We start from the raw sequence: 25,935 nt of genomic DNA, 5'->3' as shown, positions 1-25,935 counted from the left end.
GTCGAGGTCGGAGTGGTCAGGAAGGGGTGGTCGGAAACGCAGACCGGGAAAATCGGGATCAGCGTCCAGCGTGGCGCGACGATCGCGTCCAGGACAGCCATCAGCGCCCGTCTGAGACGCCTACTTGTTCTTGTCGGTGCTCGGCCTGGAAGGAGCAGCTTTGTCGGCAGACGGCTTGTCGGCGGACGGCTTGGCTGGAACCGGGGCATCCTCACCGCTTGCGCCATAGCTGGGGAGCTTGAAGCCCGTGAACATGTTGCGCGTGTGGCCTTCGAGCTGCTCTTCCATCTGCTCGAACATCTTCTTCGACTGGTCAACATAAGCACCCATCATGCTTTGCAGTGCGGGGCCCTGGAAGTTGAGAAACTGAGCCCACAAATCCTGACCGACCGGGCTGTTCTCACCGTAGATCGAACGCGTCTGATCCTGCAACTTGCCCTGCATGTCGGTGAAAGCCTTGATGTTGCTTTCGAGATACTTGCCCATCATGCCCTGCATCGCGTTGCCGTAAAAACGGATCATGTGCGACAGCAGATCGCTGGTGAACATGGGCGCGCCACCCGCCTCTTCCTCAAGAATGATCTGCAGCAAGATGCTGCGCGTCAGGTCTTCCGAGGTCTTTGCATCCAGGACCTGAAACTGTTCATGACTGAGGACAAGTTCCTTGACGTCGGCAAGCGTGATGTACGAACTGGTACGCGTGTCGTAGAGACGACGGTTCGGATACTTCTTGATCAAGCGTGCGTGTTCAGGCATTTCCCCATCTCCTCGGCGGCGGTAAATCCGCTCTTGAATGTCAAGCTCAATTATATCGTGCCGCGAAAACGAAACCCCGCCATTCGACGGGGTTTCGTGATTTCGCACATGGCACGGTGCCGATCAGCACATGTGCAGACCGCCATTGATGTTGATGGTCGCACCGGTGATGTAGCCCGCCTTGTCCGAGGACAGATAGGCGCACAGGTCACCGATTTCGTCCGGGCGGCCGAGACGCTTCATCGGCACGGAGTCGATGATGCCCTGGCGAATGTCATCACGGATCGCCATCACCATGTCGGTACCCACATAGCCCGGGGCGATGGCATTGACGGTCACGCCCTTGGTGGCGAGTTCGCTCGCGAGCGATTTGGTGAAGCCCAGCACGCCAGCCTTCGCGGTGGAGTAGTTGGTCTGTCCGGCCTGACCCTTGACGCCGTTGACCGAGGAGATATTGACGATCCGCCCCCAGCCGCGCTCGGCCATCTTGGCCGACACATGATGGGTGACGTTGAACAGGCTGTTGAGATTGGTGTTGATCACTGCATCCCACTGCCCCTTCTCCATCTTCGGGAAGAACTTGTCGCGGGTGATGCCAGCGTTGTTCACCAGAATGTCGATGGGCCCCACTTCGGCTTCGATCTGCGCAACCATCGCGGCGCAGGACTCGTAATTGGAGACGTCACCTTCGGCGGCAACGAAATCGAAACCCAGCTCGCGTTGAGCGGCGAGCCAGCCTTCCTTCTGATCAAAATCGGGCAGGCAGTTCGCAACAACCTTCATGCCATCCTTGGCCAGCGACTGACAGACCGCGGTGCCGAGTCCACCCATGGCGCCGGTGACGAGAGCGATTTTCTGCGACATCTTGAAATCCTTCTGGAGCTATTTTCGATACCGAGAAACCATCGCCAACCCAGGGTTCGGATGGGAATTCCGGCGTTTTTGCGGCAGCGCAACTGCTGCCTTGCTCCATCATTATAACGATTGCTGAAAAAATCTGCTGCAACGCAATAACACCACTGCCAGGATGTTGCGTGGACGCAAAGCGGCGCGCCCGTTACCGGGCGCGCCGCTCAATCCTGATGCGTGATGAACGCAATCAGGACATGTGCTGACCACCGTTGATGGAGATGTTGGCACCGGTCACGAACGCAGCCTCTTCCGAGGACAGGTAGGCGACAAGGCCGGCGATCTCTTCAGGCTTGCCCAGACGGGACACCGGAATCTGCGGCAGGATCTTCGAGTCGAGAATTTCCTGCGGGATCGCCATCACCATCTTGGTACCGATATACCCCGGGGAGATGGTGTTGACGGTCACACCGTTACGCGCCACTTCCAGCGCCAGCGCCTTGGTGAAGCCGTGCATGCCGGCCTTGGCGGCGGCGTAGTTGGTCTGACCAAAAGCACCCTTCTGGCCGTTGACCGACGACACGTTGATGACGCGCCCCCACTTGCGCTCCGCCATGCCCTCCATGACCTGCTTGGTCATGTTGAACACCGAGTCGAGGTTGGTGCTGATGACCGCATCCCAATCGGCCTTGTTCATCTTCTTGAAGGTCATGTCGCGGGTGATGCCGGCGTTATTGACCAGCACATCGACCGGACCCACCTCCTTCGTCACCTGCTCGACGCAGGCCTTCGCCGACTCGAAATCAGCAACATCGCACGGATAAGCCTTGAATCCGTAGCCCATGTTGTTCATCGACTGCAGCCATTCACCCACCTTGCTGTTGTTGGGCGAATGGGTGGTGACGACCTTGTAGCCCAAGGCTGCGAGCTTGATGCAGATCGCCTCACCCAGACCACCCATACCACCCGTAACCAGTGCAACTCTCGACATAAACTTCTCCTCTCCCTAATGGGTTCTTATGGGGGTGGGTTTGACATGGACCCGCAGCGCCCTCCCCACTCACTGCGGTCCGCTGGATCGTTGAAGCCTCGTTGCGCTCAGGCACGCTCCTTGACGTAGCGACCTGGTGCCGGCTCGATCGGCTCGTACTTGGCACTGCCCAGACGACCCCGCGCGGCGACCTGCTTTCCGCTCTGCCCGCCCAGCCACTCTATCCAGTGCAGCCACCAGCTGCCCTTGTGCTCCTCGGCCTGCTCCAGCCATTCTTCAGGGTCGGTGGGCTTGACGCTCGCCGTCCAGTAACTGCGACGATTCTTGGAGGCCGGGTTGATCGCGCCCGCAATGTGCCCACTGGCTCCAAGCGCAAATGTGGTCTCGCCACCGAGCAGATTGCGCGCCAGATAGGCACTCTTCCACGGCACGATGTGGTCCTCACGTGCTGCCATCAGATAGGCCGGCATATCGAGTTTACCCAGATCCACTTTCTCGCCCAGCATCTTGAGTCTGCCCGGCACACGCAGGTTGTTCTCCAGGTACATGTTACGCAGATACCAGGTGAGGAAGGGGCCAGGCAGGTTGGTGGAGTCCGAATTCCAGTACAGCAGATCGAAGGCCTGCGGCTTGTTGCCCTTGAGGTAATTGCCAACGACATATTGCCAGACCAGGTCGTTCGCGCGCAGGGACGAAAACACGTTCGCCAGTTCCTGCCCGCGTAGCACGCCACCCTTGCCAATTGCCGCCTCACGTGCCGCCACGCTCGCCTCATCGACCAGGCAGCCCAGTTCGCCCGCATCGGCAAAATCCAGCAGCGTGGTCATCAGGGTCAGACTGGCGACCGGATCTTCGCCGCGCGCCCGCGCCACCGCGAGGGCAGAGCTCAGCAGCGTGCCGCCAACACAGAAGCCGAGCACGTTCGGCTTCTTCACCCGCGTCACCGCACGCACCACCTCGAGCGCCTTCAACGGCCCGTGCTCAAGGTAATCATCCCAGCCGTAATGCCCGTCACTGTCGGGACGCGGATTCTTCCACGACACCAGGAAGACGGTGAAACCCTGCTCCACAATGAAGCGCACCAGGGAGTTCTCAGGCTGCAGATCCATGATGTAGAACTTGTTGATGCAGGGCGGCACGATCAACAGCGGCGCCTGCGCGACCTTGTCGGTCAGCGGCGCATACTGGATCAGCTGCATCAGTTCGTTTTCGAAAATGACCGCCCCGGGCGTGAGCGCCAGATTGCGCCCGACCTCGAAAGCGGCCTCATCGGTCATCGAGATGCGGCCCTTCTCCAGGTCGCCGAGCAGATTGCGCAGACCACGCGAAATGCTCTCACCCTTGGTCTCGAGCGCGGTCTTGATGAACTCCGGGTTGGTCGCCGCGAAATTGGTGGGCGCCAGGGCCTCGATGTACTGACGGGTGAGGAACTGCATGCGTGACTTTGCCCGCCCATCCTCGATCGGCAGGGCATCCGAGATGTCCTTGAGCAAGCCGGCGTTGAGCAGGTAGGCCTGGCGCACATAATCGAACATCGGGCTTTCGGACCACTCCGGGGCAGTGAAGCGGCGATCGCCCGCCTCGACCTTCACCACCGGCTCGACCACGTCGCCCGGCTTGCGCCCCAGCATCGACGACCACAGCGCCACATGCTTCTCCGCAAAGGCCCGCTGCATGCGCAGCATCTCGTCGGATTCGGGCAAGGGCAATTTGGGCGCAGCGGCCCCGGACGAGTCCTGCATGGCGACATGCTGACGTGCCAAGGCATCAAAAAAATTCTGCGCCATGGCCTGGCCGGCGGCCAACATCGCCTGCACCGCTACTGCCGACTGCTTGCCATCAGACTCCGACATCACTACCTCCTATCGACGGGTCGAGGAAGCGACCGCGCCCGGGTTTGCCTTGTTCATTCGCCATCGACCGCCCGGAATGCTCCGGAAGGTAGAATCGACCTCATGTACCTGATCGCTATTGCCTGGCTCTACGTCGCGCTGCTTGCTGCCGTTACCGACAACTCGGTGGTGGGCGGTGTGTTGACCTTCGTTTTTTACGGCCTCGCCCCGATGACCTTGTTCTTGTGGCTGTTCGGTACACCAACCCGCCGCCGGCGCCAGCGCCAGCGCGAAGCCAATGACCTCAACGATAGAGCCGAAACAGACGGCGATCAATAGCGACGCCCGTTTCCATCATCCACCCTCGCCTGCCGCGCTGGCCATGGACGGCGCCAGGCACGGCTCGAGCCACACCATCGAGGCAAAACGTCCGGTCCGTCCGTCGCGTCGGTAGGAATAGAAACGCCTGTCATCCGTATAGGTGCACACTCCCCCGCCCTCGATGTGAGTGACGCCGGCCCGTAACAAGCGCTGGCGCGCGAGGATGAACAGATCCGCCCACCATTTTCCCGCCATCGCCGCTCCACCCGTGCCCATGCACTCACCTGCAGTCGGCCGGAACGCCAGCGCAGCAAGCGGATCGGCGCGCACGAACGCAGCACGCACCTCCTCACCGACCTCAAAGTGATCCGGCCCGATCGCCGGTCCCAGCCAGGCACGCAGCCGGCCGGGCGCAACCCCCATGCGCGCGATCGTGGCCTCAAGCACACCGTCGGCCAGTCCGCGCCAGCCCGCATGCGCAGCCCCGACCACCGTGCCATCGACGTCGCACAACAACACGGGCAGACAGTCTGCCGTCATCACCACGCACACCCGACCTGGCGCGCGCGCAACGATGGCATCGGCCACCGGTACCACAGCAGACTTGCCATCGGCGTCTGCCTCTAGGTCGGCCGCATCGGCGACCTCGACGCCATGCACCTGTGACAGCCAGATGGGCTCGGCAGGCAGGTGCCCACGCAGCGCGGCGCGATTGCGCGCCACCGCAGCCGGCGTATCGCCAACATGGGAGCCGAGGTTCAAGCCGTCGTAGGGCGGCAGGCTGTAACCGCCCACGCGTGTGGTCAGCAGCGCACGCACATTGGCAGGGGTGGTCCAGTCGGGCGTGATCACACCCACATGCTCATCATCGGCCGCGCCACCATTGAGCGCCCGGCTCATGGCGCCGCCCTCACCCGCTGCAGCAGGGCGATGAAATCCTCCGCCATCGGCACCTCCCACTGCATGAACTCGGCGCTGGCCGGATGCACCAGGCCCAAACAAAGAGCGTGCAAGGCCTGGCGGCTGAAACCTTCGCACCCGGGCGGCGGCACGCGCCGCCCGCCATAGACCGGGTCGCCCACCAAGGGATGTCCGAGCTGGGCCATATGCACCCGGATCTGGTGCGTGCGTCCGGTTTCGAGCCGGCATTCGAGCAGTGTTGTCTGCGCGAAGCGCTCCATGATGCCGTAATGGGTCAGCGCGGGCCGCCCATCCGCCACCACCGCCATGCGTGTGCGCCGGGTCGGGTGGCGGCCTATGCTGGCATCCACCGTGCCGCCCGCCTGCAGCTTGCCGTGCACCAATGCGCGGTACACCCGCTTCACACTGCGCGCCTGCATCTGCTCGATGAGATTTACTTGTGCCGGCACTGTCCTGGCGACCACCAGCAAGCCGCTGGTGTCCTTGTCCAGCCTGTGCACGATTCCGGCCCGCGGCACCTCTGCCAGCTCGGGCGCATGGTGCAACAAGGCGTTGAGCAAGGTCCCGCTCCAGTTGCCGTTCCCGGGATGCACGACCAGGCCCGCCGGCTTGTTGATGACCAACAGGTGCTCGTCCTCGAACACCACCTGCAGCGGGATGTCCTCAGGCAGCTGAGCACTGTCCTCGGCTGCGGGTGCGCTGACAAGCTCGACCTGCTCGCCACCCCGGACCTTGCGCCGAGCGTCCGGCGAGGCACCGTCGACCTGGATGCGGCCATCCCGCAACCAGGCCTGCAGGCGGCTGCGCGAGTACGCGGGGAAAAGCCGCGCCAGCGCCTGGTCGAGGCGCAAGCCAGCCAGATCGTGAGGAATCATCATCACGACGGGCGAGTTCGGCGCGTCGCCTGCTATATAATCGGCGCGTTCATTCACGCGAGTTTTTTCGATGGCCAGGTTCACCCTTGGAAGTTTAGCGGGAAAAGCGGCACTGATCGGCGCGCTGGTGCTCGGCGGCTGTGGCCTGTTGCCCGAACAGGCCGACGAAACGAGCGGCTGGAATGCCCAGAAGCTCTACTCCGAGGCCAAGCTGTCGATGTCTGAGGGCGGCTACGATCGCGCCATCCAGATGTTCGAGAAGCTCGAGGCACGCTACCCCTACGGGCGCTTCGCCCAGCAGGCCCAGATCGAGGTCGCCTACGCTTACTACAAGCAGGGCGAACAGGCGCTTGCGCTCGCCGCCGCCGACCGCTTCATCAAGCTCCACCCCAACCACCCCAACGTCGACTACGTCTATTATCTGAAGGGCCTGGTCAACTTCAACGAAGACCTCGGCCTGCTCGCAGCCCTGTCGCGTCAGGATCTCTCCGAACGCGACCCCAAGGGCGCCCGCGAGGCCTTTGACAGCTTCCGCGAACTCGTCACCCGCTTTCCGGAAAGCCGCTACGCCAGTGATTCGCGTGCACGCATGCAGTACCTGGTGAACTCACTGGCGGCGCACGAAGTGCATGTCTCGCGCTACTACTACAACCGCGGTGCGTATGTGGCCGCGATCAACCGCGCCCAGACTGCGGTGACCAATTTCCCGCAGGCACCAGCCAACGAGGAGGCGCTGTTCCTGCTCGTCAAGAGCTACGACGCACTCGGCATGACTCAGTTGCGTGATGATGCCGAGCGCGTGATGCGCATGAACTTCCCCTCGAGCGTCTATTTCTCCGGCGGCCCCGAGAGCGACAAGCCCTGGTGGCAGCTCTGGTAGGCCAGCACGCCTGGCAAGGCACAGAACGAGGCGCTCGCTTGTGAGCGCCTCTTTTTTTGCTGCGCCCCGCATGGCCGCCGCAAAAAAAAGAGCGGCCCCAAGGCCGCTCAAGCTGCTGTCCGCATCCGGGCATGAAGAACCCCGGACACAGGAAAAATCATTCGGTAAATGGCAGAGGCTGCATGCCGAAACCTTCGTCGAGGTCGCGAATCTGCAACAAGACTCCGTCCAGTTCGCCCTGCAGGCGGTTCAAGGCCCCCGGGTCAAGCAGGCGAAGCGCTTCAGGCAAGACACCACGGGCCGGCGACGGCGCCCGTCCCAGCATGGCCACACCCTCATCGGTCAGGTACAGACGCACCACACGCTGATCGACGCTGCTGCGCTCCTTGCGAATCAGACCACCGGTCTCGAGCCGATCCACCATGTTCGACGCGGTCGATTGATGAAGCGCCATGCGGTTGGCCAACTCGCCCACCCTCAAACCCGGCACTTCGCTCAATTCCTGCAAGGCCCAAAGCTGCGCGCCCGTGACACCACTCTGGCGCTCTATCCACTGCGAATGGCGCTGAGCGGTGCGGATGAGCACCCTGAAGCGCTGCAGGACCGACAAGGGCGTCGCCGGAGGCGCTGGCTTTTTCACCTTTTGCTGCGTTTCCACCATTTCCATCAGGCTCCAACTATATTTGCTTGAATCAATATTGTCAAAAATACATCACAGCTACTCATGCGGTGCATGGTAGCGGTATCGTTGACCTTCCGCATGGTGTGTATGGTGCACAGCCACATCATGTTGCCTGCACGCAACTCGGCCGCCCCTCATGGAATCCCCCAAGCCCAAGCCCCCTTCTGCCTCTGCTGGCTCATCCACACGCCGCGCGTTCAGACGGCTTGCTCGCCGTGGTCGACGCTACGCCCTGCCATGGCTTTCGATCGGGCGCTGGCACAAGCGCCTGCTGCTGGGCGGTGCGGCGCTACTGGCCGGACTGATCTGCATTGCATTTGCGATCGGCGCCGAACTGGCCATCGGAACTCACGCAAGCATCATGCACGAGCGGCCGTGGCTGACCTTGTTCGTGGCACCGGCCGGATTTGCCTTCCTGGCCTGGATCTCGCGCAAGTTCTTCCCCGCGACCGAAGGCAGCGGCATTCCTCAGGCAATCGCCGCCTCGCTCTCCGAAGACGGCAACGTGCGCAAGCAGTTCCTATCACTACGCATCGCCCTGGCCAAGGTGGTGCTGACCCTGGGCGGACTGCTGTCGGGTGCCGCGATCGGCCGCGAGGGTCCCTCGGTACAGATCGGTGCCTCGGTGATGCATATGCTCGCGGGGCGCAAACGCGGGCGCATCGCGTCCAGCCGCGACCTCATCATCGCGGGCAGCGGAGCCGGCATTGCCGCGGCCTTCAACACGCCGCTGGGCGGCATCATGTTCGCGATTGAGGAGATGTGCCGCCATCGCGCCTTTCGCGCCAACAGCATGACGCTGACCGCGGTCATCTTCGCCGGCCTGATGTCACTGGCCGTACTGGGCAACTACACATATTTCGGTCGCACGCCGGCGGCGCTGGCATGGCCAACCGGCCTCTGGCCGGTGCTGATCTGTGGCATCAGCGGCGGGCTTCTGGGCGGCGGTTTCTCGCGCCTGCTGGTGGCCTCGGCACGTGGCCTGCCCGGCAAGCTGGGTGTCTTCGCCCTGTCCCGGCCGGTGGCGTTTGCAGCAGCTTGCGGGCTGGTGACCGGCCTCATCGGCCTGTTGAGCGGAGGCCTCACCTACGGCACCGGCTACGGCGAATCCAAGGCTGCCCTCGAAGGCCTGGCAAGCCTGCCGGTCGTGTTCATGTTCGCCAAGCTGGCCGTCATCTGGCTCGCCTTCGTATCACGCATCCCCGGCGGCATATTCGCCCCGGCACTGGCCGTCGGCGCCGGCCTCGGCGCCGACGTCGCCCTGCTGCTGCCCGGAGAGGCCGACGCCAGCGCCGCCATTCTGGTGCTGGGCATGGTGGCCTTCCTCGCGGCGATGACGCAGTCCCCCATCACCTCCTTCGTCATAGTCATGGAGATGACGGCCAACCACGAGATGCTGCTGCCGCTGATGGCGACCGCCGTGATCGCGAACGGCATCTCGCGCTCAGTCGCGCCCGTACCGCTTTACCATGCGCTCGCCTTCCCGGCGCTGCGCCGCGCCGAGGGTCGGCTGCATTCAGCCCGCCCCAGCTCAAAACCGCCCGCCCTGCTCCCCGACGCCAAGACCGGATCAGCGGATGCCGGCACGGTGGATCAGCGCCTGTAGCTCGCCGACGATGCCGCGGCGGAACAGCAGCACGCAGACCACAAAGATCACCCCCATGATCACCGTCACCCATGAGCCCACGCTATCGGCGAGCTCGGTCTGCAGCGACACGATGGTGGCGGCCCCGACCAGCGGGCCGAGCACGGTGCCAAGGCCACCGAGCAGCGTCATCAGCACCACCTCTCCGGAGGTGTGCCAGTGCACATCGGTCAGCGAGGCGAGCTGGAACACCAGGGTCTTGGTCGCCCCCGCCATGCCGGCGAGCGCGGCCGACAGCACGAAGGCCAGCAGCTTGAACTTGGCGACGTCGTAACCGAGCGACATCGCACGCGGCTCGTTCTCCCGGATCGCCTTGAGGATCTGGCCGAAGGGCGAATGGATCGCGCGATAGATGATGAAGAAGCCGATGCAGAACACCGCGAACACCAGGTAATACATCGCGATGTTGTCAGACAGGTCGATGATGCCGAACAGGTGGCCGCGCGGCACACCCTGCAGACCGTCCTCGCCGCCGGTCGCCTTCCACTGCAGCACGACGAAATACACCATCTGCGACAGCGCCAGCGTGATCATCGCGAAGTAGATGCCGGTACGGCGGATCGCCAGCATGCCGAACAGCCAGCCGAGCGCACCGGCGGCGAGCGTGCCGCCAATGATGCCCACCTCGGGCGTGACGCCGACATCGCGCACCAGCATGCCGCACACGTAGCCGGCGCTGCCGAGGAAGGCGGCATGACCGAAGGACAGCAGGCCGGCGAAGCCGAGCAGCAGGTTGAACGCGCACGCGAACAAACCGAAGCACAGGATCTTCATGAGGAAGGTGGGATACACCGCGAACGGTGCCACCAGCCCGATCAGGAACAGCACACCGAACAGGATCGGCAGGGCGCGGGCAAACATCGAATTCGGGTTGTTCATCAGTCTGATTCCTTTCGCCGCCTTCAGGCCTTGCCGAACAGACCGGCGGGCCGCACCAGCAGCACGATCACCATGATCACGAACACCACCACCGCCGAGGCTTCAGGGTAGAACACGCGGGTCAGGCCCTCGATCAGGCCGAGGCCAAGACCGGTCAGGATGGACCCCATGATCGAGCCCATGCCACCGATCACCACCACGGCGAACACGACGATGATCAGGTTCGAACCCATCAGCGGGCTGACCTGATAGATCGGTGCGGCGAGCACGCCGGCGAAGGCCGCGAGCGCAACGCCAAAGCCATAGGTGAAGGTGATCAGCAGCGGCACGTTGATGCCGAGCGCCTGCACCATCTGTGGATTCTCGGTGCCGGCGCGCAGGTAGGCGCCGAGCTTGGTCTTCTCGATGATGAACCAGGTCGCAAAACACACCGTCAGCGCAGCCACCACCACCCAGGCGCGGTAAATCGGCAGGAACATGAAGCCTATGTTCACCCCGCCCTGCAGCAACTCAGGCACAGGATAGGACTGACCGGAGATGCCGTACTGGTCGCGGAACACGCCCTCGAAGATCAACGCCAGGCCGAAGGTCAGCAGCAGGCCGTAAAGATGGTCGAGCTTGTACAGTTTGCGCAGCATCGTGCGCTCGATCACCACGCCCAGCGCGCCGATGACGATCGGCGCGAACAGCAGCGCCACCCAGTAGTTGACGCCCAGCTTGTTGAGCGCGATCCACGCCACGAAGGCGCCCATCATGTACTGGGCGCCGTGGCTGAAGTTGATGATGTTGAGCAGGCCGAAGATGATGGCCAGGCCCAGACTCAGGATCGCGTAGAACGAACCGTTGATCAGGCCGACCAGCAACTGGCTGCCGAGCAGTGCGCCCGGGACACCGAAAATTTCCATATGCGACTCCCGCATGGAGGCGGCCGCGCCGCCCCCACGCGTCGTGAAGTGCGGAAGACTCCGCGATCAGATCACTTCTTGACCAGCGGGCACCTCGACTGCGCCAGCGGCTGGAAGGCCTCTTCCGCGGGAATGGTCTGGCGGATGTTGTAGTAGTCCCACGGGTACTTGGACTCGGCGGGTGTCTTCACCTGCGCCAGATACATGTCGTGCACCATGCGCCCGTCCTCGCGGATGCGGCCGTTCTTGCCGAAGAAGTCCTTGATCGGGGTGGCCTTCATGTGCGCCATGACCTTGCCCGCCTCGTCAGTGCCAGTCGCCTGCACCGCGCGCAGGTAATGCAGCACCGAGGAATACTGGCCCGCCTGCACCATGGTCGGCATGCGCTTCTGCTTCTCGAAGAAGCGCTTGGACCAGGCGCGGGTATCGTCGTCGAGATCCCAGTAGAAGCCGGTGGTCAGGTACATGCCCTGGGTGGCCTGCAGCCCGAGCGAATGCACGTCGGAGATGAACATCAACAGCCCGGCCAGCGACTGTTTGGGGGTGATGCCGAACTCGGCCGCCTGCTTGATCGCGTTGGTGGTGTCGGCGCCGGCGTTGGCCAGGCCGATGATCTTGGCGCCCGAGGCCTGGGCCTGGAGCAGGAAGGACGAGAAGTCCGCGGCCGGGAAGGGGTGGCGCACTGAACCCAGCACCTTGCCGCCATTGGCGATGACCACCGCGGACGAGTCCTTCTCCAGCGCCTGGCCGAAGGCATAGTCGGCGGTCAGGAAGAACCAGGTGTCGCCGCCCTGCTGGGTCACCGCCTTGGCGGTGCCGTTGGCGAGCGCATAGGTGTCGTAGGTGTAGTGCACGGTGACGTCGTTGCACTGCTCGTTGGTGATTGGCGTCGAGGCGGGGCCGCTCATCAGCGCGACACGGTTCATCTCCTTGGCGACCTTCATCACCGCGAGCGCAGTCGAGGTGGTGACGAGTTCCGTGGCGGTGTCGACACCCTCGCGCTCGAACCATTCGCGCGCCTTGTTGGAGGCGATATCGGCCTTGTTCTGGTGGTCGGCGGAGACCATCTCGACCTTGAACGCGGGCTTGGCCTCGGCGATGAAGTCCGCGATCGCCATCTCGGTGGCGAGCACGGCGCCGGCGCCGGCGAGGTCGGAATAGGTGCCCGACATATCGGTGAGCACGCCGACCTTGACCGTATTGTCCGAGATCTGCGCACTTGCCGCGCCCGACAGCGTGGCAAAGGCGGCCGCGCAGGCCAGGGTGCTGAGTTTCTTCATCTGCATCGTGTGTCTCCGTCTCGTTCGTATGGTTGTCACGCGAGCGCTGAGCGGCCGTGCCGCTCAGACCCCCAGCGTCTGGTGCAGCCAGTCCATCTTCCCCGGCAACTCGTCGGCGTTGATGGTGGCGATGATCTCGCCGTGCTCGAGCACGTAGTGGCGGTCGGCCAGCGGCGCGGCGAAGCGGAAGTTCTGCTCCACCAGCACAATGGTGAAACCGCGCGATTTCAGTTCGACAATGATTTCACCGAGCTTCTTGACGATCACCGGCGCCAGGCCCTCGGTGATCTCATCGAGCAGCAGCAGCTTGGCCCCGGTGCGCAGCACGCGCGCCATCGCCAGCATCTGCTGCTCGCCGCCCGACAGCTTGGAACCCGGACTGCTGCGGCGCTCGTAGAGGTTGGGGAACATGCCGTAGATCTCATCCACCGACATTGCCCCGCTCGCCACCTGCGGCGGCAACATCAGGTTCTCCTCGGTGCTGAGTGAAGCGAAGATGGCGCGCTCCTCGGGCACGTAGCCGATGCCGTAGTGCGCCATGCGGTGTGTCGGCTCGGTGATGACCTCGCGGCCATTGACCATGATCGAGCCAGTGCGCCGGCTCACCAGACCAAGCACCGACTTGAGCGTGGTCGAACGCCCCGCGCCGTTGCGCCCGAGCAGCGTCACACACTCACCGCGCGCAACCTTGAGGTTGATGCCGTGCAGGATGTGGGACTCGCCATAGTAGGCGTGAAGGTCCTGGATCCGGAGCATTTCCGGACGGGGGGTGAAGGCACTGGTCATGGCTGGCGGTCGCGGGGAATCAATGGTGGGCGTCGCTCATGTCGTCGGAACCCACATAGGCCTCGAGCACCTTGGGGTTCTTCGACACCTCGGCGTAGCTGCCCTCGGCGAGCACGCTGCCGTGGGTGAGCACGGTGATACGGTCGCACAGGTTGGCGACCACCGACAGGTTGTGCTCGACCATCAGGATGCTGCGCTTGGCCGACACCTTGCGGATGAGCTCGACCACGCGCGCGATGTCCTCGTTGCCCATGCCTTGGGTGGGTTCATCGAGCAGCAGCATGGTCGGGTCGAGCGCGAGCGTGGTGGCGATCTCGAGCGCACGCTTGCGGCCATACGGCATCTCGGCGGTGACGGTGTCAGCGAACTGGGTCAGGTCCACCGCCTCGAGCAGCGCCATCGCCTCGTCGTCAAGCACATTGAGCGATTTCACCGAACGCCAGAAATGGAACTCGGTACCGAGCTTGCGCTGCAGGCCGATACGCACGTTCTCGCGCACGGTGAGGTTGGGAAAGGTGGCCGAGATCTGGAACGAGCGCACCATACCGCGGCGTGCCGTAAGCGCCGGCGCCTCGCGGGTGATGTCTCGCCCCTCGAACAGGATGGACCCCGAGGTCGGTGGCAAGAACTTGGTCAGCAGATTGAATACGGTCGTCTTGCCGGCGCCGTTGGGGCCGATCAGGGCGTGGATGTGCCCCTTCTCCACCTTCAGGTCGACGCCGGATACTGCGACAAAACCCTTGAACTCCTTCGTGAGTCCACGGGTCTCGAGGATGTACTCGCTCAAGGGTGTCTCCCCAGCCATCGTTGTGTTTTTGTAGCGGTGGAGTGTTCCGGCTGGGGTGAGGGGCGTCAACCTATGGTTTGCCCCTATTGGCACCGCGCCGCTACCCGGCGTTGACGAATACCAGGCGGCGTGAGCTGTCTTGTTGCAGGGCAGGTTTCGGCGTACCGAGGGTGACAGCGCGCGACGATGGGACAAGCGCGTTCGTCCTTATCGCAGCGCTGAAAATTGAAACGGGCGGCCGCCCTTCGGCGCACCGCCCGTTTGATTCACGGCCCAGGTGTGGGTCGCTCAGTTCGCGCTCATCGCCATCATCAACTGGTTGATGCGCTTGACGAAGGTGGCCGGGTCGTCGAGCGTGCCGCCTTCGGCCAGCAGCGCCTGCTCGAACAGCACCACCGCCCAGTCGTCAAAGCTCTGGTCCTCGTGCTTCAGGCGCAGCACCGCCGGATGCTTGGGGTTGATCTCGAGGATGGGCTTGGACTCGGGCGCATTCTGCCCCGCCGCCTTCAGGATGCGTGCCAGGTTCATGCCGACATCGTGCTCGTCCGCGACCAGGCAGGCTGGCGAGTCGGTCAGGCGCAGGGTCACCTTCACGTCCTTCACGCGCTCACCCAGGCTCGCCTTCATCTTGTCGAGCAACTCCTTGTACTCGTCAGCGGCTTTTTCCGCTTCCTGCTTCTCGGCCTCGTCTTCCAGCGCCCCCAGATCCAGCCCGCCCCTGGCCACGGACACCAGCTGCTTGCCATCGAACTCGGTCAGATTGCCGGTCACCCACTCGTCGACACGGTCGGTGAGCAGCAGGACCTCGATGCCCTTCTTGCGGAAGACCTCGAGGTGAGGGCTGTTCTTGGCCGCGTTGAAGGATTCGGCGGTGACGAAGTAGATCTTGTCCTGGCCTTCCTTCATGCGCCCGATGTAGTCGGCGAGCGACACCGTCTCATCGCTGCTGTCGGCCAGCGTAGACGCAAAGCGCAGCAGGCCGGCGATCTTCTCCTTGTTGGCGAAGTCCTCGCCCACACCTTCCTTGAGCACCTTGCCGAAGGCTTTCCAGAAGGTGGCGTACTTCTCCTTGTCCGCCGCCTCATCGCTGTTGGCCAGGCTCTCGAGCAGGGTCAGCACCTTCTTCGTGCACCCCGAACGGATGGTGTCGACGTCCTTCGACTCCTGCAGGATCTCGCGCGACACGTTCAGCGGCAGATCGGCCGAATCGACCACACCGCGCACGAAGCGCAGGTAGCTCGGCATCAGCTTTTCGGCGTCGTCCATGATGAACACCCGCTTCACATAGAGCTTGATGCCATGACGGGCGTTGCGGTCCCACAGATCGAAGGGCGGGTTCTTCGGGATGTAGAGCAGGTTGGTGTATTCGTGCCGGCCCTCGACACGCGAGTGAGTCCACGCCAGCGGGTCCTCGAAGTCGTGCGAGACGTGCTTGTAAAAGCCCTTGTACTCGTCCTCGCTGATGTCGTTCTTGGCGCGCGCCCACAAGGCATTGGCCTGGTTGACCGTCTCATCCTCGTCGGTCACCACCTGGGCCTTCTTGTCCTCGTCCCACTCCTCCTTCTTCATCACGATCGGCTGCATGATGTGGTCGGAGTACTTGCGCACAAGGCTCTTCAGCTTCCACGACGACAGCAGGTCTTCCTGTCCTTCGCGCAGGTGCAGGGTGATCTCGGTGCCGCGGCCAGGCTTTTCAATCTGTTCCACGGTGTAGGCGCCGGCCTCATCGCCCGCCATCGAGCACTCCCACTTCACGCCCTCGCTCGTGGGCAGCCCCGCACGGCGGGTCAGCACGGTGACGCGATCGGCGACCAGGAAGGCGGAATAAAAGCCCACCCCGAACTGACCGATGAGGTTGGCGTCCTTCTTCTGGTCACCGGTGAGCTGACCGAAGAATTCCCTGGTGCCCGACTTGGCGATCGTACCCAGATGGGTAATGGCCTCGTCGCGGCTCATGCCGATGCCGTTGTCGGCGATGGTGATGGTCTTCGCCTCGGCGTCGAAGCCGATGCGGATTTTCAGCTCGGAGTCGTTCTCATACAGGCTGCCCGTATCCAGCGCCTCGAAACGCAGCTTGTCGCAGGCGTCGGACGCGTTTGAAACCAGCTCGCGCAGGAAAATCTCGCGGTTGGAATACAGCGAATGGATCATCAGGTGAAGCAGCTGCTTCACCTCGGCCTGGAAATTCAGCGTCTGGGAAGAGGCGGTTTGAGCTTCGGACATAGGGCTAAGGCTCCGTCGGGTTTGATGTGAACGGAGCAGCACTTGGGGGCGGGCGACGCAGATTTCAAGTCCGCAGCGAAGCACAGCGCATTCACAGGTAGCGCACGTCCACCACCTCGATCTCGCGCATCCCGGCCGGACTCTGGAAGCGCACCACGTCGCCCACCTTCGCCTTCAGCACGGCACGCGCCAGCGGCGAAATCCAGCTGATGCGGCCGTGTGCAGCGTCGGCCTCGTCCACACCGACAATCTGCCAGGTCTGCTCCTCCTCCGTATCCAGGTCACAGAAACTGACCGTGGCACCGAAGAAGACCTGTTCCAGCCCCTGCTGGCGCTCGGGGTCGACGACCTCGGCGCTCTCCACACGCTTGATCAGGAAACGGATGCGGCGATCGATCTCGCGCAAGCGCTTCTTGCCATAGATGTAGTCGCCGTTCTCGGAGCGATCTCCATTGCCCGCCGCCCAGGCCACGGTCTCGACCATCTGCGGGCGTTCGATGCGCACGAGCTGGTCGAGCTCGACACGCAGCGCGTCATAGCCGCGCCGTGTCATGTAGTTCTTGCTGCCCGCCGGCAGGCGCAAGGTCGGCACGAGCTCGTCGTCGTCCTCGTCATCGCCGTCACGCTCTTTCACAAAGGCCTTGTTCACTGCAATCTTCTCCAGCGCATGCATCAAAAGAGTGATGATAGGAAACAGCCGGCCCGGTCGTCACCCTCGGTTGTCATTCATTGACGCGGCGCATACCATCGCAGCAGCAGCCGGCTTGTCACGCACAGCCCGAGCTCCCGGCCTTCAGCCCCACCCCATTGCCCAAACCCACACCTCAGCCTGTCCTGGCAGGCTGCCCCAACCCACTGCTTTCAGCCCGGTCACCATGAACGAAGACATCTTCGATGAAGAAGCCACCAACCTGCGCATTCGGCTCCAGGAGCTGCGGACCGAACACCAGGACCTGGACGAGGCGATCGCTCGTCTGTCGCTCGTTCCCGTCGCAGACGAACTGATCGTACGCCGACTCAAGAAACGCAAGCTGCTGCTCAAGGACCGCCTTGTCGCCATCGAGCGCCTGCTCGATCCCAACGAGCTCGCCTGAGCCTGCGCCCGTGCCTGCTGGCCACCTCTCTGGAGTGACCATGAAATACATCGAAATCCACGGCCAGACAGTGGCCATGGCCGAATTCCTGCCCGCTCAGGCCAGCAGCAACCCGCCGTGGATCCTCATTCACGGCGCCGGCCACGACCACGGCGTGTGGACCGAGCTCGCCCAGGGCCTGTCGGCTGCAGGCGACCATCTCATCGCCCCCGACCTTCCCGGCCATGGCCACTCCGCCGGCGCACCGATCGCCGACATCGCCGGCATGGCCGCCTGGGTGCTGGCGCTGGCCGAGGCACTCGGCCATGCGCAGCTGCGCCTGTGCGGCCACAGCATGGGCTCGCTGGTCGCGCTTGCCGCAGCAGGCATGGCACCGGAGCGCGTGCGTCAGCTCGCGCTGGTCGGCACCGCGCTGCCCATGCGGGTATCACCCCTCCTGCTCGATCTCGCGCAAAACGACCCCGATCAAGCCTACGCGCTGATCAACAAGTACTCGTTCGCGCCGGCAGAGGTGCTTGGCGAGTCACGCCGTCAGGCGCTCCAGGCCGCCAACCTGCAGCGCATGCAGCAACAGGGCGGAGCAACCCTGGCGAGCGACCTCTCAGCCTGCAATACCTGGCAGGATGGCCTGAGCGCAGCAGCGCAGGTGCGCTGCCCCACTGTCGTCATCAGCGGGGAACTCGATCAGATGACGCCCGTCGACGCGGTGATATCCCTGCTCGACACGCTCGAAAAAGCCTGCGGCGACACGCGCATGCTTGTGCTCGCCGGCAGCAGCCACTCGATAATGCAGGAAGTGCCCGAGGCACTGCTCGAAGCCCTGAGGGAGCCCTCGTAAAGCACGACAGACGCGCCCCTCAGTGAACGCTTAGCTGCCCCTTGGTTGCCAGAACAACAAACCCGACAGGAGAGAGACATGGCGCAGCCCAGTGACACCCCACCCCCGCCTGCCCCCGCCAGGGAGGAGCCTGGCCCACCCTTTCCGGTCGTGCGCGTGGTTTCGATCGGTGCGCCCTTGCGCTGGATCGCACGCGGCGCCAGCGACCTCAAGGCGTGCGCGATTCCCAGCCTGTTTTACGGCTTCTGCTTTGCCGCCATGGGCCTGTTGCTCACCGTCATCTTCCGCCACGCCTACCAATACACCTCTGCGCTGACCTCGGGCTTCCTGCTGCTGGGTCCCTTCCTGGCCATGGGCACCTACGAACTCAGCCGTCGGCGCGAACGCGGCGAACCCTGCGCCTTGCTGCCCACGCTCACCGTGTGGCGCCGCAACGCCAGCAACATCGGAGTGTTCGCGGTGGTGCTGGGGGTCATATTCCTGGTCTGGGCGCGCGCCTCACTGGTGATCTTCGCCCTCTTCTACACCGGCGAAATGCCCAGCCTGGCGGGATTCGTCGCCCAGATCGTGAGCATGCAGAACCTCGACTTCCTCGCCGCCTATTTCGGCGTCGGTCTGATCTTCGCCTTCGTCGCCTTTGCCGCCAGTGTGGTGTCCATCCCACTCATGCTCGACCGCAACCAGGACGCGGTCAGCTCGATGATCGCCAGCTTCGCCGCCCTGCTGCGCAACCCGGGCGCGATGCTGGTGTGGGCCGCGCTGATCGTGTCACTGACCCTGATCGGCTTTCTCACCTTTCATGTCGGCCTCGTCGTCATGATGCCCCTCATCGGCCACGCCACCTGGCATGCCTATCGCGACCTGGTCGAGCCTCTGGCGCAGAAATAGGCCCGGACTGCACCCTCAGTCCATCAGCTCCAGCACCACTGGCTGGTGGTCGGAGGCCGCAGTCGCGGCCAGCACCTCGACCATGGTCACGCGCGGCGCCAGGTCCGCGCTGACAAAGAAGTAATCGCAACAATAAGCCCGCGCCGGCCACTCCGCCCCGTGCAGGCCCACGCTGGGCGCATGGGGCCGCTGTGGATGACGGACTGCCCAGGCATCGCGCCACCCCGGAACCCGATCTGCGAACGGCGTCTGCAGCAGCGCGTATTCATCCGCCTCCGGCTCGAAATTGAAATCCCCGCACAGAATCGCCGACGCCGGTCGTGGCCTCTGTGCAAAGCTTGAGGTGGAGCCTGCCATCGGCACCGCCGGCCCTGCTGCAGCCTGGGCGCAGGCCTCGCGCTGCAAGTCACGCAGCGCCGCGACCTGAGCGCGACGCTGACGCTGCGAGTAGTACTCGAGATGGGAGCTCAACACCCGCAGCGGCCCGCGCGCCCCACTCAGCACCGCCTCCACACAAACGCGCTGCATCGAGTTCACGCCGGGGTCGGCCGGCGCTGGCAGCATGTGGCGGAAAACCTGCCCCACCGCCAGGCGCGACAGCAACAGGTTGCCAAACAGCGCACGCGCGCCGCCACCATCCGGCACATCCAGGGCCGCAGCAAAGACCGGCGTGTAGTCTGGAAACGCGGCCGCGAAGAAGGCCAGTTCGTCCTCGCACGCACCGCCGGCCAGACCGGCGAAATTGCACGCCACCTCCTGCAGGCAGATCACGTCGAGCTCGCCCGCAGCGCGAATCGCGTTCGCAGTGCGCTGCAGATCGACACGACCATCGGCCCCCCGTCCCCACTGGATGTTCCAACTCAACAGCCTCATCATTCCCCCCGCTCAACCTGGCCGGCTTGACGCCCACCACACAAAAGACGATTTTGCACCCATGTCGCTACCAAGCGCTCCTCTCGCTGCCCTGCTTGCCTGCATGCTTTCGCTTTGCCTGCCGCAGCCCGCGGCTGCCCAGGCCGAGATCCGCATCGGGGTGCTGGATTTTCTCGGCGCGGAAGCGACCGTGGACGAATGGTCGCCGCTGCTGCACCACCTCGAACGCAGTCTGCCCGGACACCCGCTCAGCCTGCTCCAGCTCGACCACGCGCGCATGCGCGCGGCGGTGATCGCGGGCGAGCTCGACTTCGTCATCACCAACCCTGGCCACTACGTCGAGCTCGAGGCCGAATTGGGCGCGAGCCGCATCCTCACCCTCGATGGTGGCGGCGGACGCTCGCCGGAGCGCGCCCTCGGTTCAGCCGTCATCGTGCGCGCCGAGCGCGCCGAGCTGGGCACACTAAAGGATTTGCGCGGCCAGCGTGTCGCCATTGTAGGGCGCGAAGGCTTCGGTGGCTTTCAACTGTTCTGGGGCGCACTCACCGCAGTCGGTCTTTCGCCCGACGACGATCTCGCCGCGCTGCACGCCGTGGGTTTTCCCATGAACCGCGTGCTCGAAGCGGTTGCCAGCGGCCGCGCCGATGCCGGCGTCGTACGCACCTGCGTGCTCGAGAGCCTGGGCGCAGGCGCAGCCGCCTTTCGCGTGCTGGCGCCACGCAACGAACCCGGCTTCCCCTGCGCCACCAGCACGCCGCTGTACCCCGACTGGCCGCTCGCCAGCCTGCCCCACACCGCGCCCGCGCTGGCCAAGGCGGTGGCGATCGCGTTGTTGTCGATGGAGGGCGGACGCGACGGCCTGGCGTGGGCCGTGCCCGCCGACTACCAAGCAGTGCACGAACTCTTCCGCAGGCTGGAAATCGGGCCCTACGCCTACCTGCGCGAGCCCACCTTGAGAGTCATGGCGCAGCGCTACTGGCCCTGGGTGGGCGGCTTTGCACTGCTCATGCTGGGTTGGATCCTGTACACCGTGCGCGTCGAATACCTGGTGCAGAAGCGCACCGCCGCGCTCAGCGCGGCGCTGACCGAGCGCGACCGGCTAGAAGCAAGTGCGCGGGCGGCACAGGAGCAAGCCGACCACCTCGCCCGCCTGTCAGTGCTGGGCGAACTCTCGGGCACGCTCGCGCATGAGCTCAACCAGCCCCTTGCCACCATCACCAACTACGCCAGCAGCGTGATCCGCCGCGCCGACAACGGCCGCCTCACCGACGCCGCCTTGCGCGAGGCCACCGCCGAAATCGCCGCTCAGGCTGAGCGTGCCTCCGCCATCCTGGGTCGTATCCGCGCCTTCGCGCGCAAGCGCACCGCCGCCCGCGAAGGCGTCGAACCCCGCGAGCTCGCCACCGAGGCCATCGCCCTGTTCCGCGGCATGATGGCGCGTGCGCCCCAGGTCAGCCTGGTCGACACCCTGCCCGCGGGCGCACGCATCGCCGTGGACCGTCTGCAGATCCAGCAGGTGTTGCTGAACCTGCTCAAGAATGGCTACGACGCCAGCCGCGAACAGCCGCCCGCGCGCCAGGCGCTCGAAGTCCGCCTTGCGAGCACTGACGGCAAGCTCGACATCAGCGTACGCGACTACGGCAGCGGACTCGACGCCACCGCCCAGCAACATCTGTTCGAAGCCTTTTTCACCACCAAGACCGACGGCCTCGGGCTGGGGCTGTCGATCTGTCGCAGCATCGCCGAAGCCCATGGCGGGCGCCTCATCGCCACCTCGCCTGCGGCCGCCCCCGACTCCGACTCAGGCCCTGGCACCTGCTTTACCCTGAGCCTGCCCGGGCTCACCTGCGACCACGCTCATGACTGAACTCGAAGACCTCTGCATCCACATCGTCGATGACGACGCCGCCTTTCGCCGCTCGCTGGTGTTCCTGTTCGAATCGGTGGGCTGGCAGGTTGCCACCCATGCCTCGGCCGAGGACTTCCTCTCCACTGCCCCCACCACCGACACCATCGCCTGCCTGGTGCTCGACATCCGCATGCCGATGATGAGCGGACTGGAGCTGCAGCAAGTGCTGCGCAGCCGCGGCTGGGCGGTGCCGGTGGTGTTCATCACCGGTCATGGCGACGTCGAACTGGCCGTGCACGCGATGAAGCACGGCGCCTGCGATTTTCTCGAAAAGCCGTTCAAGGACCAGGCCTTGCTCGACGCCGTCGGCCGCGCGGTGAAGCTGGGAGGTGAAGCGCGTGAGCAGGCCTTGCGTTGCGAGGAAGCGCAAGGTCTGCTCGATCGCCTGTCGCCGCGCGAACGCGAAGTGGCGCGCCTGGTGGCGCAAGGCCTGCCCAACAAGCTCGTCGGCCGCGAGCTCGACATCAGCGAAAAGACGGTGCACGTGCACCGTCACAAGGTGATGGAAAAAACCTGCGTCAGCAGTGCCGCCGAGCTCACGCGCCTGATGCTGCGCGCGGACCCGGCGGCACTGGACTGAACGCTCTGCGCGTCAGCGCACAGGGCGTTCAGTGCTCAGGCCGCGACCAGGCGTGCCGGCAGCCCCTGACGCACCGCGGTCCCCGACACCGAATCCACCCAGATCACCGCCCCGCCCCGGGTCGGGTCATACAGCCCGAGGTCGTTGAGGTTGATCCCCGCGCGCAGGTCGGGACGCTGCGGCTGGGTGTGTTCGCCGATGCGGTGCGCGCGCGCACCCAGTTCGCGGTGGCCGTAGCCGTGCTCGATCGCCATCACGCCTTCCATCACACCCTCGTGCACGATCACCGTGCATGCCGCCTCGCCACCCGGGGTCTGGATACGCGCGCTGTCGCCACTTTGCAGACCGGCACGCGCCGCGTCGGCCGGGTGCACGATCACCGGGTTGTCAGGGTGCAGACCGGTGATGCGGGTGGCGATGCTGTAGGAATTCTGCAGCGCCGACTTGAAACTCACCACCTGCAACGGCCAGTCGGCCTCGGGGTGGAGCTCGCGCATCGGTGTGCCATCGAAGAAGGCCGGCGGCGCCCAGGTGGCACAGCCGCTGCGGCGCGCGCCGGTGAGCGTGTTGCGCGCGGTGCCGATGTTCTCGTTCCACAGCCACAAGGGCTTGGTGAAGCGCTTGGTCTGCCATTCAGGATTAGTGGCGTCCTGCGCCTCGCCCGCCGCCTGATAGCGCCCGCCGCGGGTGTAGACCGTCGCCACCTTGCGCCACTCTTCGGGCTTGAGCGTGCTTTCCATCAGCCCACGGATGCGATCCACACCAGTCAGACTCATGTCCTCGTCGCTGGCGTCGCCCACTGCCGCCTTGCCGGCAAAAGCCACGTTGGCCGCGCCACGCAGATACCAGTCTTCGGCGCGCTCGAGCGGGTAGCGCTTGCCCTCCATGTCGGCGATGGCCTCGGCACCGAAGCCGGGCAGGCCCATCGCCTTGGCGAGCGCGATGTAGAAGGTCTCCATGCCGATGCGCACGCCGTCTGCGGTCTGCTCGGCCTTCGGCTCCACCACCGGCCAGCGCGCGGTCGTGGCCTGGGTCGGAATGCCCGCCCACGGCGCCGGAAAGCCCCAGCTCTCGTACATGATCGAGTCCGGCACGATGTAGTCGGCAAAGGCATTGCTCTCGTTGATGAGCGGGTCGACCGCGATGATCAGCGGCAGTTGCTTGGGGTCAGCAAGGCCTTTCTCGATCAGCGGGCGGATACCCGGAATGCCGTAGATCGGGTTGCAACTCCACAGCACCAGCGCCTTCAGCGTGTAGGGGTAGCCGCGCAGCGCGCCGGTGAACCATTCGGTGCCCAGGCCAGGCGCATTCGGGAACCAGGCATCGGTAGCCGGATAAGGCTCGCCCTCGGCCTGGCGACGCTTGAATTCGGCCGATTTCTCATAGGCCACGTTGCGCCCGATCGGTGTACCCCTGGGCTTGACCTGCCCGGGGAAGGTCTCGAGGTCGTAGCGCGGGCCAGCGCCATTGTCCTTGAAGCCGCCGCCATTGATGATGAAGCCGCCCTTCCAGTTCAGGTTGCCGATCAAGGCATTGAGGGTCACCACCGAATAGGCGTTGTTGAAACCATTGCCCGCCATCATGCCGCCGTGCGCCACTGCGCTCGCCTTGCGTCCGTGGCGGGTGAATTCGTCAGCCAGGCCGATGATGACTTCTTCCGGCACACCACAGAGCGCGGAATACTCGGCGATGTCGAAGCGCCGCGCCGACGCGCGCAACATCTCGAAGGGCGTCTTCACCGTCACCGGCTTGCCATCAAGCTCGATCACTCGTGAGGCATCCAGCACCGCCGGCACCATGGCGCTGCCTGCGGCGACCAGTTCGCCGGCGGCGGTGGCGATCACATACGGGTCAGCGTCCTTGTACTGTTCCTCGCTTGCGACCTCGATGCCGATGTCCGAGCCACGCAGGAAGCGACCCTGGCGCGGGTGGCCATCCTGGGTAATAAGCAGCCAGCCGGCGTTGGTGAAGGACGGCTCACCGGCGGCGTGCGCAGCCTTCAGGTTGGGCCAGGCCAGGTAGTCAGCGTTGACCTTATTGTTGTCGAACATCCAGCGCATGATGCCCATCACCAGCGCACCGTCGGTGCCCGGACGAATCGGCACCCAGCGTCCACGATCGGCCGCAGCGAGATTGTTCGAATTGTTCAACACCGGATCGACCACCACGTAGTCCAGCCGCCCGTCCGCGCGCCCCTTGGCGAGCTTGGAGCCGAAGATCTTGAACGGGTTGCCGGCGTTGCCCGGCGCGGTGCCGATGAAGAGCACGAATTCGGCATTGGACAGATCCGGCTTGGCATGCGGCATCTTCTTCAGATCACCGAACAGCGCCCCCGAACCGGAGCGATAGGCACCACCGCAGTAAGAGCCGTGGCCGACGTGGTTGAGGGTGCCGAAGGACTGGTTCCAGAAGCGGCGGCTGAAGTTCTCGCGCCCATCATTGACGCTGGTGAGCACGCCCACCTGGTTCACCCGTGCGCCGAGTTCGGGCGCCTCGGGGTCGATCGGGGTGCTGAAATCGCGCAGCGTCGCCAGGCCATCCACATGGCCCTCGCCGAACAGATCGCCGCCTTCCACCACTTCCTTCACCAGCTGCTCGAAGGAGATCGGCTGCCACTGGCCGGAATTGCGCGCACCGACGCGCTTCATCGGGGTGAGCACGCGAAACGGCGAGTTCATCTGGTCCATCGCCGCATTGCCCCGCCCACAGGCAGTGGAGCGCCCCGCCAGGCCCTGGTCCTGGAAACGCGACAGCGCGATCAGGCTTTCCTTCACCGAGGTCTTCATCGGCAGGTGGGGCTCGGTCGACAAAGGGCTGTAGGGGTTGCCGGTGACGCGCAGCACCTCGCCGGTGGTCTTGTCCACCCGCACGCGCACGCCGCACTGCGTGGTGCAGCCCAGGCAGGCGGTGTAGCTGATCTGCTGATTGGGGTTGGGGGTGAAGGCACCGCTGACGGGGTCGACGGTGTATTCCGGCTCGATAGAGCGCCCGTGGATGTGGCGGCCGTCGGCAATCTTCGGCTGCTCTTCCGCACCGGTGAAGTTGGACACCACACGGCCCAGGGTCTGCGAGAAGCCGGCAGCAAAGGCAGCCAGGCCGCCGGCGGCGATGATTTCACGACGTTCGATTTTCATGATCTGC

At 64.5% G+C, this 25,935-nt stretch carries 24 protein-coding genes; 8 read left to right on the top strand and 16 right to left on the bottom strand.

The features are described 5' to 3' along the window. Positions 1 to 120: 120 nt before the first annotated feature. The 4 genes from phaR to phaC all read right to left on the bottom strand — a co-directional run bounded on the left by phaR (position 121) and on the right by phaC (position 4,449). The gene (gene phaR, locus M622_RS29415; protein WP_021249230.1) at positions 121 to 756 is read right to left on the bottom strand and encodes a polyhydroxyalkanoate synthesis repressor PhaR; all 636 of its coding nucleotides are present in this window, start codon (positions 754 to 756) and stop codon (positions 121 to 123) included. A gap of 123 nt (positions 757 to 879) precedes the next feature. Next, on the bottom strand, positions 880 to 1,620 hold the full coding sequence (locus M622_RS29410; RefSeq protein WP_021249229.1) for a beta-ketoacyl-ACP reductase: 741 nt from the start codon (positions 1,618 to 1,620) through the stop codon (positions 880 to 882). Positions 1,621 to 1,855: 235 nt separating this feature from the next. Beyond that, positions 1,856 to 2,596 (bottom strand): acetoacetyl-CoA reductase, encoded by a 741-nt coding sequence (phbB, locus tag M622_RS29405; RefSeq protein WP_031346795.1) that lies wholly within the window; start codon positions 2,594 to 2,596, stop codon positions 1,856 to 1,858. Positions 2,597 to 2,703: 107 nt separating this feature from the next. Beyond that, positions 2,704 to 4,449, bottom strand: coding sequence for a class I poly(R)-hydroxyalkanoic acid synthase (gene phaC / locus M622_RS29400; RefSeq protein WP_021249227.1), 1,746 nt, complete (start codon positions 4,447 to 4,449; stop codon positions 2,704 to 2,706). A 102-nt stretch (positions 4,450 to 4,551) separates the two neighbouring features. Here phaC and M622_RS29395 point away from each other — a divergent pair, with 102 nt between their 5' ends. Then, positions 4,552 to 4,767, top strand: a complete 216-nt coding sequence (locus M622_RS29395) for a hypothetical protein (RefSeq protein ID WP_021249226.1) — start codon at positions 4,552 to 4,554, stop codon at positions 4,765 to 4,767. A gap of 15 nt (positions 4,768 to 4,782) precedes the next feature. Here M622_RS29395 and pgeF read toward each other — a convergent pair whose 3' ends face one another. Next, a complete protein-coding gene (gene pgeF, locus M622_RS29390; protein ID WP_021249225.1) occupies positions 4,783 to 5,649 on the bottom strand; it encodes a peptidoglycan editing factor PgeF in 867 nt (288 codons plus the stop codon). Next, positions 5,646 to 6,602, bottom strand: a complete 957-nt coding sequence (gene rluD / locus M622_RS29385; protein ID WP_370696035.1) for a 23S rRNA pseudouridine(1911/1915/1917) synthase RluD — start codon at positions 6,600 to 6,602, stop codon at positions 5,646 to 5,648. The genes pgeF and rluD overlap by 4 nt, the downstream gene beginning before the upstream one ends. A 13-nt stretch (positions 6,603 to 6,615) precedes the next feature. Between rluD and M622_RS29380 the strand changes: the two genes are divergently transcribed. Continuing rightward, complete coding sequence (locus tag M622_RS29380; protein ID WP_021249223.1) at positions 6,616 to 7,425, top strand: outer membrane protein assembly factor BamD; 810 nt, start codon at positions 6,616 to 6,618, stop codon at positions 7,423 to 7,425. A gap of 157 nt (positions 7,426 to 7,582) precedes the next feature. Here the strand turns inward: M622_RS29380 and M622_RS29375 are convergent, their stop codons facing one another. Beyond that, on the bottom strand, positions 7,583 to 8,086 hold the full coding sequence (locus M622_RS29375) for a MarR family winged helix-turn-helix transcriptional regulator (protein ID WP_031346791.1): 504 nt from the start codon (positions 8,084 to 8,086) through the stop codon (positions 7,583 to 7,585). Positions 8,087 to 8,243: 157 nt separating this feature from the next. On the opposite strand from M622_RS29375, the gene M622_RS29370 reads away from it, so the two are divergent. Then, positions 8,244 to 9,713 carry a chloride channel protein gene (locus M622_RS29370; protein ID WP_021249221.1) on the top strand — a complete coding sequence of 490 codons (1,470 nt, stop codon included), beginning with the start codon at positions 8,244 to 8,246 and terminating at the stop codon, positions 9,711 to 9,713. Here the strand turns inward: M622_RS29370 and M622_RS29365 are convergent. From M622_RS29365 to greB, 7 genes are all read right to left on the bottom strand, one after another. Then, positions 9,678 to 10,631 carry a branched-chain amino acid ABC transporter permease gene (locus tag M622_RS29365; RefSeq protein ID WP_021249220.1) on the bottom strand — a complete coding sequence of 318 codons (954 nt, stop codon included), beginning with the start codon at positions 10,629 to 10,631 and terminating at the stop codon, positions 9,678 to 9,680. The two genes, M622_RS29370 and M622_RS29365, sit on opposite strands and share 36 nt — an antisense overlap. Before the next feature lie 23 nt (positions 10,632 to 10,654). After that, a complete protein-coding gene (locus M622_RS29360; RefSeq protein ID WP_021249219.1) occupies positions 10,655 to 11,536 on the bottom strand; it encodes a branched-chain amino acid ABC transporter permease in 882 nt (293 codons plus the stop codon). Between the two features lie 71 nt (positions 11,537 to 11,607). Next, a complete protein-coding gene (locus tag M622_RS29355) occupies positions 11,608 to 12,822 on the bottom strand; it encodes an ABC transporter substrate-binding protein (protein ID WP_021249218.1) in 1,215 nt (404 codons plus the stop codon). Positions 12,823 to 12,879: 57 nt separating this feature from the next. Continuing rightward, positions 12,880 to 13,602 carry an ABC transporter ATP-binding protein gene (locus M622_RS29350; protein ID WP_021249217.1) on the bottom strand — a complete coding sequence of 241 codons (723 nt, stop codon included), beginning with the start codon at positions 13,600 to 13,602 and terminating at the stop codon, positions 12,880 to 12,882. A gap of 19 nt (positions 13,603 to 13,621) precedes the next feature. Continuing rightward, complete coding sequence (locus M622_RS29345; protein ID WP_031346789.1) at positions 13,622 to 14,389, bottom strand: ABC transporter ATP-binding protein; 768 nt, start codon at positions 14,387 to 14,389, stop codon at positions 13,622 to 13,624. Positions 14,390 to 14,677: 288 nt separating this feature from the next. Beyond that, a complete protein-coding gene (gene htpG, locus M622_RS29340; RefSeq protein WP_021249215.1) occupies positions 14,678 to 16,612 on the bottom strand; it encodes a molecular chaperone HtpG in 1,935 nt (644 codons plus the stop codon). 91 nt (positions 16,613 to 16,703) lie between these two features. Beyond that, positions 16,704 to 17,261, bottom strand: coding sequence for a transcription elongation factor GreB (gene greB, locus M622_RS29335; protein WP_031346788.1), 558 nt, complete (start codon positions 17,259 to 17,261; stop codon positions 16,704 to 16,706). Positions 17,262 to 17,487: 226 nt separating this feature from the next. On the opposite strand from greB, the gene M622_RS29330 reads away from it, so the two are divergent. The 3 genes from M622_RS29330 to M622_RS29320 all read left to right on the top strand — a co-directional run bounded on the left by M622_RS29330 (position 17,488) and on the right by M622_RS29320 (position 19,432). Next, the gene (locus M622_RS29330; RefSeq protein WP_021249213.1) at positions 17,488 to 17,706 is read left to right on the top strand and encodes a DUF465 domain-containing protein; all 219 of its coding nucleotides are present in this window, start codon (positions 17,488 to 17,490) and stop codon (positions 17,704 to 17,706) included. 40 nt (positions 17,707 to 17,746) lie between these two features. After that, positions 17,747 to 18,544 (top strand): alpha/beta fold hydrolase, encoded by a 798-nt coding sequence (locus M622_RS29325; RefSeq protein WP_021249212.1) that lies wholly within the window; start codon positions 17,747 to 17,749, stop codon positions 18,542 to 18,544. Between the two features lie 78 nt (positions 18,545 to 18,622). Next, positions 18,623 to 19,432 carry a DUF2189 domain-containing protein gene (locus M622_RS29320; protein ID WP_021249211.1) on the top strand — a complete coding sequence of 270 codons (810 nt, stop codon included), beginning with the start codon at positions 18,623 to 18,625 and terminating at the stop codon, positions 19,430 to 19,432. A 15-nt stretch (positions 19,433 to 19,447) separates the two neighbouring features. On the opposite strand, the gene M622_RS29315 is transcribed toward M622_RS29320, so the two are convergent. Then, complete coding sequence (locus M622_RS29315) at positions 19,448 to 20,305, bottom strand: endonuclease/exonuclease/phosphatase family protein (RefSeq protein ID WP_031346787.1); 858 nt, start codon at positions 20,303 to 20,305, stop codon at positions 19,448 to 19,450. Between the two features lie 103 nt (positions 20,306 to 20,408). Here M622_RS29315 and M622_RS29310 point away from each other — a divergent pair, with 103 nt between their 5' ends. Both M622_RS29310 and M622_RS29305 read left to right on the top strand, forming a co-directional pair. Beyond that, positions 20,409 to 22,172 carry a sensor histidine kinase gene (locus tag M622_RS29310; protein WP_021249209.1) on the top strand — a complete coding sequence of 588 codons (1,764 nt, stop codon included), beginning with the start codon at positions 20,409 to 20,411 and terminating at the stop codon, positions 22,170 to 22,172. After that, complete coding sequence (locus M622_RS29305; protein ID WP_021249208.1) at positions 22,165 to 22,794, top strand: response regulator transcription factor; 630 nt, start codon at positions 22,165 to 22,167, stop codon at positions 22,792 to 22,794. The genes M622_RS29310 and M622_RS29305 overlap by 8 nt, the downstream gene beginning before the upstream one ends. 35 nt (positions 22,795 to 22,829) lie before the next feature. Here the strand turns inward: M622_RS29305 and M622_RS29300 are convergent, their stop codons facing one another. Next, a complete protein-coding gene (locus M622_RS29300) occupies positions 22,830 to 25,928 on the bottom strand; it encodes a molybdopterin dinucleotide binding domain-containing protein (RefSeq protein WP_021249207.1) in 3,099 nt (1,032 codons plus the stop codon). Positions 25,929 to 25,935: the final 7 nt, after the last annotated feature.

It is taken from the genome of Thauera terpenica 58Eu (assembly GCF_000443165.1).
Taxonomy (GTDB): Bacteria; Pseudomonadota; Gammaproteobacteria; order Burkholderiales; family Rhodocyclaceae; genus Thauera; species Thauera terpenica.
Note: the sequence above shows the minus strand (reverse complement) of the source record. Positions and strands in the feature narration are given on the sequence as shown.

Coding starts and splice junctions, on each gene's coding strand:
- M622_RS29355 (WP_021249218.1), bottom strand. CDS start 12,822: ATGCAGATGAAGAAACTCAGCACCCTGGCCTGCGCGGCCGCCTTTGCC.
- M622_RS29365 (WP_021249220.1), bottom strand. CDS start 10,631: ATGAACAACCCGAATTCGATGTTTGCCCGCGCCCTGCCGATCCTGTTC.
- M622_RS29395 (WP_021249226.1), top strand. CDS start 4,552: ATGTACCTGATCGCTATTGCCTGGCTCTACGTCGCGCTGCTTGCTGCC.
- phaC (WP_021249227.1), bottom strand. CDS start 4,449: ATGTCGGAGTCTGATGGCAAGCAGTCGGCAGTAGCGGTGCAGGCGATG.
- M622_RS29410 (WP_021249229.1), bottom strand. CDS start 1,620: ATGTCGCAGAAAATCGCTCTCGTCACCGGCGCCATGGGTGGACTCGGC.
- M622_RS29325 (WP_021249212.1), top strand. CDS start 17,747: ATGAAATACATCGAAATCCACGGCCAGACAGTGGCCATGGCCGAATTC.
- M622_RS29310 (WP_021249209.1), top strand. CDS start 20,409: ATGCTTTCGCTTTGCCTGCCGCAGCCCGCGGCTGCCCAGGCCGAGATC.
- phbB (WP_031346795.1), bottom strand. CDS start 2,596: ATGTCGAGAGTTGCACTGGTTACGGGTGGTATGGGTGGTCTGGGTGAG.
- M622_RS29330 (WP_021249213.1), top strand. CDS start 17,488: ATGAACGAAGACATCTTCGATGAAGAAGCCACCAACCTGCGCATTCGG.
- M622_RS29375 (WP_031346791.1), bottom strand. CDS start 8,086: ATGGTGGAAACGCAGCAAAAGGTGAAAAAGCCAGCGCCTCCGGCGACG.
- htpG (WP_021249215.1), bottom strand. CDS start 16,612: ATGTCCGAAGCTCAAACCGCCTCTTCCCAGACGCTGAATTTCCAGGCC.
- phaR (WP_021249230.1), bottom strand. CDS start 756: ATGCCTGAACACGCACGCTTGATCAAGAAGTATCCGAACCGTCGTCTC.
- M622_RS29370 (WP_021249221.1), top strand. CDS start 8,244: ATGGAATCCCCCAAGCCCAAGCCCCCTTCTGCCTCTGCTGGCTCATCC.
- M622_RS29350 (WP_021249217.1), bottom strand. CDS start 13,602: ATGACCAGTGCCTTCACCCCCCGTCCGGAAATGCTCCGGATCCAGGAC.
- M622_RS29305 (WP_021249208.1), top strand. CDS start 22,165: ATGACTGAACTCGAAGACCTCTGCATCCACATCGTCGATGACGACGCC.
- M622_RS29300 (WP_021249207.1), bottom strand. CDS start 25,928: ATGAAAATCGAACGTCGTGAAATCATCGCCGCCGGCGGCCTGGCTGCC.
- M622_RS29315 (WP_031346787.1), bottom strand. CDS start 20,305: ATGAGGCTGTTGAGTTGGAACATCCAGTGGGGACGGGGGGCCGATGGT.
- M622_RS29380 (WP_021249223.1), top strand. CDS start 6,616: ATGGCCAGGTTCACCCTTGGAAGTTTAGCGGGAAAAGCGGCACTGATC.
- M622_RS29360 (WP_021249219.1), bottom strand. CDS start 11,536: ATGGAAATTTTCGGTGTCCCGGGCGCACTGCTCGGCAGCCAGTTGCTG.
- pgeF (WP_021249225.1), bottom strand. CDS start 5,649: ATGAGCCGGGCGCTCAATGGTGGCGCGGCCGATGATGAGCATGTGGGT.
- M622_RS29320 (WP_021249211.1), top strand. CDS start 18,623: ATGGCGCAGCCCAGTGACACCCCACCCCCGCCTGCCCCCGCCAGGGAG.